The organism is Candidatus Neomarinimicrobiota bacterium (genome assembly GCA_018651745.1).
Classification (GTDB): Bacteria; Fidelibacterota; Marinisomatia; order Marinisomatales; family TCS55; genus JAAZYX01.
In genome coordinates, this window is record JABIDL010000016.1 from 47,439 (window position 1) to 53,591 (window position 6,153).

The following is a 6,153-nucleotide window of genomic DNA, read 5'->3' on the forward strand; positions in this document are numbered from 1 at the left end:
GTATTACCCTAAAAGTTTCTCTTCCAATTCCAACGCCTTTGGAAATAAAATATTATTTTCCAAATGGATGTGCATATGAATATCATCTTCCAAGGCTTGAATATTTGCGTAGGCAGCGCGATAAGTATTACATCCATCTGCCGGCGGTTCGTAGCCATTTGCCAATGCGTTCATCTTTTTTAGAATATCTCCAGCTGTATCATGTTCAGCCATCATCACAGAAATGGGACCATTCACAAACGCACCATTGCTTTGCGATTGCTCTGCCATTTTCTTAATGTAAGGGAACAGAATTCGCTCTTCCTTCATCATGTGCTGATGTAAATCCTGCATGAGTTCATTGAATAATTTTGCCACTTCAACCGTTTCAGGGTGACGCTCGCCATGAACCCGTGCCACCTTACTTATGAAATCTGCCGTTATAGATCCATTCTCATAAATGAATTGATGGTGGGTGTTGAAAATATGGTCCACCAATTTATCCAAAGGCATGGATTGAAAATCATCACTTGATTTTTGATCGCTCAATACAAATTCCAAATCAGCAACAATTGCTTCCAAATCAGCTCCTTTATTGCTACAGGCTGTTTCTAGTTTTTCTCCACCACCGCAACAAAAATCAAAGCCGTGTTTTTTGAATACATTTGCAGTCCGAATATCTTCCGCAACAATTTCCCCTACTGTTTTTTCTTTTAACATATTATTTCCTATTTTTTGGATTGCATTAACCGTGTTAATTCTCTTTCTATTAAATCAACACAGTTGATTTAATCCATATTTTATGGATTTTTATATTCTGCTTTCGGCCCCAAATAATACCAATAATTCAAGATAGCACAGACCGCATAAAAGACGGCAAAACCATACATGGCAAGTTCCGGTGTTCCAGATTTCATATTTTCACCGATAATCTTTGGAATCAAAAATGCACCATAAGCGGCAACGGCAGATGTCCAGCCCAAAACAGGTCCCGCTTGCTCTTGATTAAAAACCATGGATATGGTTCTGAAAGTTGATCCATTCCCAATTCCAGTCGCAGCAAACAAAATGACGATTAGAATAAAAAATGGCATGAAATATTCTTGGGGTGTTGCTGATTGATAGGCCAAATGGGCATAATATCCCACACCAACTGAACATACAACCATCACAATTGACACAACTTGCGTAATGATGGCGCCACCTAATTTATCTGCCATTTTTCCACCAATTGGACGAATTAAAGCCCCCACAAAAGCACCCACCCAAACATACATAAAAGTTGCAGGACCATCAGGATTTGCAATATGTTGCCAAGTGCCATCTGCACCAAGGATATGCTTTACGCCAAAAATAAATTTAATGGCTAATCCCACCGCAGCAGCAAAGCCAATAAACGAACCAAAGGTCATGGTATAAATGATAGTCATGACCCATGTATGTTTATTATCAAATATTGAAAACTGACGGTTTAAATTTTCTTTAATTTCTCCTGGAGATATAGCTTTCATCAAGAAAACAGTTGAAGCAATTACTGCAGGAAGAACAATCCATTTCACCCACGTTAACGCTTTGAATGTTAGAATAAAATATAGACCAACAGCTGCCGTTACGAAGCCAATAGCCAACAGAAATGCTATTCGACCAAACGATGCAACCGGACCTTTGATGTTTGGAGAAACCGCCTCCGTTCTAATATTATTCAACCGTGTCCACCCAAAATATGCTAACGGGATAAGCCACAACATCCAAACCCAACCTGCATTTGCAAGCCACGTTTCGGATCCTGCTGCAATCCGTTTAAAGATTGTGCCTGAATTACTCGAAAGGATTAATGAATCGCCACTTAATGCACCTAAAAACGGGAGAGTCATGACAAGCGGAATTAATATTTGCATGGTGGTAACACCAAAATTCCCTAAACCTGCATTCATTCCAAGGGCATATCCCTGTTCTTTTTTCGGATAGAAGAATGAAATATTGCTCATGGATGAAGCAAAGTTTCCACCACCAAATCCAGACAGAAATGCCATGACAATAAAATAATTAAATGAAGTTGTTGGATCTTGAAGTCCAATCGCAGTGCCAAATGCGGGTATCATCAACAAAGCTGTGGTAAAGAAAATGGTATTTCTTCCACCGGCAAGGCGGATAAAAAAGGAACTGGGAATCCGCAAGGTTGCACCTGTTAATCCTGCAATCGCCGGCAACATAAATAATAATCCCATGGCTTCTTCAGGCGATTTCCCAAATGTAAAACCCAAGTTCTTCATTTGAACCGTAATAATTCCCCACATGAGCCATACGGAAAAGCCGACCAATAAACTTGGGATTGAAATCCATAAATTCCGGGTAGCAATGGCTTTCCCCGTTGAATCCCAAAATCCTTGGTCTTCAACGTCCCACTGTTTTAAATCAATATTACTCATTATTGTATCTCCTTGTTTCTATTTTGTAAAATTTTTATTCTTCAGCAAACGAGCCTTTGGGCTCTTCTAAAAATGCCCAACAGTAGAAAAAGCTCAAAAATGCACCGCCAGCAATAATGAAAAAGAATGTTTTCGCATCCACCAAAGAATATGTTACTAGATAAATAACCGCACCTACATTTCCATAAGCACCTGCCATCCCTGCAATTTGCCCGGTCATTTTCTTATTGATCATAGGAATAACAGCAAATGTCGCCCCTTCGGCTCCCTGCACAAACATAGAGGCCATAACGGTTATAACAATGGAAACAATAAGCCAACTCATTCCGTCAAACATAGGCACAACCGTTTGAACACCGTTCACTACAGGTCCCCATTCGCCAATATGTGCCATACCCAAAAATCCCATGGCGATTCCAAACATATAAATGAGCATGGTCTTTTTACGATTTTTCATAGTGTCAGACAAAAGTCCGCCCAAGGGTCTTGCAAAAAGATTCACAAATGCAAAGGATGATGCAATGAGTCCGGCGAGCGTAGCTGTCATAATATAACTTCCATCTCCGCCAGTTAATTGGGAAAACGTTGTTTCGAAAAACATGGGTAACATGGAAACCACCGCAAGCTCCGAACCAAAATTCGCGAAATAAGTGCTATTGAGTGCAGCCACACTTGACCAATGATATTTTTCTTCTTCCGGAACGCCTGCTTTTAAAAAGGGCAGATTTATTTGCAGTGTTTTGGCTACATGTGCAATATAAATCAACGCCAACACACCATACACCATGGTCAAAATGTCAGAAGAGATAAGTGGGATTCCATCTACCTTAATTCCGCCAATTCGCCAGGCTAAAACGCCCATGGCTCCAACCAATGGAAATGACCACACAATATATTGAACCAAATCCCCATAAGACGTTACCATCATGGGTTCGGTCTTTTTCGTCTTTGCGATGGGTCGGTCAGCAGAATGATCTTTTACCAAGAAATAATACATTATGCCGTAAACAAAGGATACTGCTGCATTCAAAATCATGGCATATCGCCACGCATCTTCACCAAACCCAAGCGTATCTCTGAATACAGAAATGGCAATCCAAGGCAACGTCATGGCTGCCCAAGCGGAACCAAAATTTCCCCAACCGGCATAAAATCCTTCGGCTCTGCCAATCATTTTGGGCGGAAACCAGTTGGCAACCATTTTAATTCCAACTACAAAACCGGCACCAATGGAACCCAAAATCAATCTGGAAACCAGCAGTTGCGTAAAGGAATCACCCAAGGCAAATAGCCAAGCAGGAATCGCCATAAGAACCATTAGACCTGAAAAAACAATTCTCGGGCCGTAGCGGTCAATGAGCGCTCCGATGATTATTCGTGCGGGAATGGTTAAAGCAACATTACTTATTGCCAACACTTTCAAATGTTCTCGTGTGAGCCATCCAACATTTTTCAGCATGGTTGTCGCCAATGGTGCCATATTAAACCAGACATAAAATGTGATGAAAAAGGCAATCCATGTAAAATGCAGGACTCTAATTCGCTCTTTTCCAAAGTCGAGTAATTCCGGTATGGGTCGCTTATTGTTTCCGTTAGTCATAATAACTCCTTGATTGTGTTTCTAAACTATAAATTTTTTGAGCTTCTAATTGATTTGCGATTCCAATTCCAGCGAACCACTTGGGGTTTGCGCCAAAGGTATGGATTGGGTAAAACTAAAATGTGCACCAAGCGCGTGTATGGGAATAAAAGGAGAATCGAAAATGCACCAATAATGTGCAATTTTATCGGAAAAGGTAAAGCAACAACATAGGACAAATCCGGGCTCAATTTAAAGACAGACCATAAATAGGGTGCCAACGACGATGCAAACCAGCTTGAGCCCCAGCGATGAAAATAAGCCGTGTATAATCCGCTTAAAACTTGAATTGCTAATATGCCCAAAACCATCCAATCTGCAGATGATGTTACAAACTTTGCACGAGCGTTTGTATTTCTTCTCGAAACCATATTGATTAAACCAACGAGCGTCATGAGTCCAAAAATAAACATGGCAATTTCCATGATATAAAGACGAGCTGGAACACTATTCCACCACAAAACAGTTTCCGGAACCAAAAACCAAAGAAAATGAGCCGTAAGCACAGCAATAATTCCATAATGAAACGGAACTAATCCCCAAAAATGTTGACGGTTTTCCAAAAACTGGGAAGACAAACTTGAATAGGTAAATGCCTTTGAGCGGTACCGCTGTATGGTAACGACAAAAAAAGTGAAGAGTGTTACATACGGAAAAAGCTGAAAGAAAAATGTATCAAAATATGTTTGAAATTGTTCCATTTTGCTTAATTCTCCTGTGTTTCGGTTTGGTGCGAAAGGACACCATAAATAAATTGAATTAAATGTTTATACGGACTTTCCGTATCTCCGAAGCCTTTGATAATTTTTTCCGTGGCAGGAATAACGCGTGTTTGGACGAATTCATTTCTATCATCTTCTTCCATTTTCGGCAAGACCGATAAAATATGAGTCAAATGGTCCGGCAATTCTGATGTTTCGGGGATACCAAATTCTCGAAGCATTTCTCGCACACGAACCATAAATACACCTCGCTCATAGTTCTCTCCGTGTAAATGCCAACCCAAATCCAAACAGGTGTTCGGGGTAAAATCAAATAGTTGAGTAAACTCTTCCTGTAGTTTTGTCAATTCAGTCTCATTCACATGTTGACTGAAAATGTGAAAATCGTCTGTTTTTTCTCCATTCAGCGATTGACTCACTTTTTCCAAATCAGAACGAATATCCGATTCAGGATAGGAAATTAAAGGAACAAGTTGTGTATAAATTTCTTTATTCATTTTACCAACCCCGCGCCGGTGCTTCTTTGAATCCAAACCCAGTTTCTTGTTTATGTTCCAATGGGTCTTTCATCATTTCGATAGCTTCTTCACGGTGAGCTGCTGGAATTACAAATCGATCTTCGAATGTGCAAAGTGATGTCAATTCATAAATATCATTTGCTTCGTTTGGATTGCAATCAGCTTCAATCAATAATTTTTCAGCATCAATTTTTTCGATATCTCCCACTGTTTCTGCTCGACGAAATGTTCGAATGGCCGATTGCTTCTTCAAGACATATCGTAAATGGCTTTCATTTCCACCACCAAACATTTTGGCTAAATATTTAATGGGAGCACGTGCTTTATCAAAATCAGGGAAAAATTCTTCATTAATGCTTCTGACAGATTCCCCTTCTTGTGCGGACATAACTGGCAACATAGGCGGAACATAAAAAAGCATGGGCAATGTTCTGTATTCCACGTGTGGTGGAAGTGCAATGCCCCATTCTTTCACAAATTTATATACAGGCGAATCTTGAGCCGCTTTAATAGTTGAATCAGCGATGCCATTTTTCTTTGCTTCCCGAATCACATTTTCATCAAATGGATCCAAAATCATTTCCCGCTGTGCATCCACTAATTCTTCATCGGGACGCTTGGCGGTTTCTTCAATTTTATCTGCATCATAAAGCAAGACGCCCAAATATCGAATTCGTCCAACACAGGAATGAAAACACGCCGGCGCTTGCCCTGTTTCAACTCGTGGAAAACAGAGAATACATTTTTCGGATTTTCCCGTATTCCAGTTATAATATGTTTTTTTATACGGACAAGCAGAAATGCACGAACGCCAAGCACGACATCGTTCTTGGTCTAACAATACAATCCCGTCTTCGCCCCGTTTA

At 40.2% G+C, this 6,153-nt stretch carries 6 protein-coding genes; all 6 read right to left on the reverse strand.

Translation table 11 applies throughout. From position 1 onward, the window contains the following. Window positions 1-3: 3 nt before the first annotated feature. Window positions 4-699: an iron-sulfur cluster repair di-iron protein gene (gene ric / locus HOD97_02795; GenBank protein ID MBT4280541.1), complete on the reverse strand. Its 696-nt coding sequence runs from the start codon at window positions 697-699 to the stop codon at window positions 4-6. A gap of 80 nt (window positions 700-779) precedes the next feature. After that, the gene (locus HOD97_02800; protein MBT4280542.1) at window positions 780-2,408 is read right to left on the reverse strand and encodes a NarK/NasA family nitrate transporter; all 1,629 of its coding nucleotides are present in this window, start codon (window positions 2,406-2,408) and stop codon (window positions 780-782) included. A 34-nt stretch (window positions 2,409-2,442) separates the two neighbouring features. Then, on the reverse strand, window positions 2,443-4,008 hold the full coding sequence (locus HOD97_02805; protein MBT4280543.1) for an MFS transporter: 1,566 nt from the start codon (window positions 4,006-4,008) through the stop codon (window positions 2,443-2,445). 26 nt (window positions 4,009-4,034) lie between these two features. After that, the gene (gene narI / locus HOD97_02810; GenBank protein MBT4280544.1) at window positions 4,035-4,748 is read right to left on the reverse strand and encodes a respiratory nitrate reductase subunit gamma; all 714 of its coding nucleotides are present in this window, start codon (window positions 4,746-4,748) and stop codon (window positions 4,035-4,037) included. Window positions 4,749-4,753: 5 nt separating this feature from the next. Then, entirely contained in the window at window positions 4,754-5,266 is a 513-nt protein-coding gene (locus tag HOD97_02815; GenBank protein ID MBT4280545.1) for a hypothetical protein, read from the reverse strand. A gap of 1 nt (window position 5,267) precedes the next feature. Further along, window positions 5,268-6,153 (reverse strand): nitrate reductase subunit beta (narH, locus tag HOD97_02820; protein ID MBT4280546.1); only part of this gene is annotated, 886 nt, incomplete at its 5' end.